This window comes from Falsiporphyromonas endometrii (genome assembly GCF_042654485.1).
Taxonomy (GTDB): Bacteria; Bacteroidota; Bacteroidia; order Bacteroidales; family Porphyromonadaceae; genus Porphyromonas; species Porphyromonas endometrii.
This window is the reverse complement of the sequence record NZ_JBHSGO010000051.1, coordinates 1-529: the sequence shown is the minus strand read 5'-3', so window position 1 is coordinate 529 and position 529 is coordinate 1. Positions and strand designations below refer to the sequence as shown.

Genomic DNA, 529 nt, shown 5'->3' with positions numbered 1-529 from the left:
ATCCTTCCACCGTTGTTGCAGATTCGGGCTATGGTTCCGAGGAGAATTATGATTACATGCATCAGGCGGATATAGAGGCCTATGTCAAGTATAATCGTTTTCATATCGAACAGAGACCTCGTTATCGTCCCAATCCGTTCAGTGGCGAAAACTTTTATTACAATGAGACTCAAGACTATTACGTCTGTCCCATGGGGCAGCATCTTGAGCGTATAGGAACCCGGCACAAGAAAAGTCAAAGCGGTCACCTCTTAACCTACGCCGTATATCGTGCTCAAAGATGCGAAGGTTGTCCGCTGAGAGGATTGTGCTATCGATCCAAGCAACCTTGTCGGACGATTCTGATGGATCACAAACTGATGCATTACAAGCAAAGAGCAAGAGAGAGACTGACATCGCCCAAAGGGATCAGACATCGGGGCCGACGATGCATCGAACCCGAAGCGGTCTTTGGGCAGATCAAAGCCAATATGCATTACAGACGCTTTCGACATTTTGGTAAAGACATGATTACAATGGACTTTACCTT

The 529-nt window shown here is 46.5% G+C and carries 1 protein-coding gene; it reads left to right on the top strand.

Features of this window, described 5'->3' with window-relative positions:
- On the top strand, positions 1 to 529 hold a 529-nt coding region (locus ACFO3G_RS03175), incomplete at both ends, for a transposase (RefSeq protein WP_380077931.1).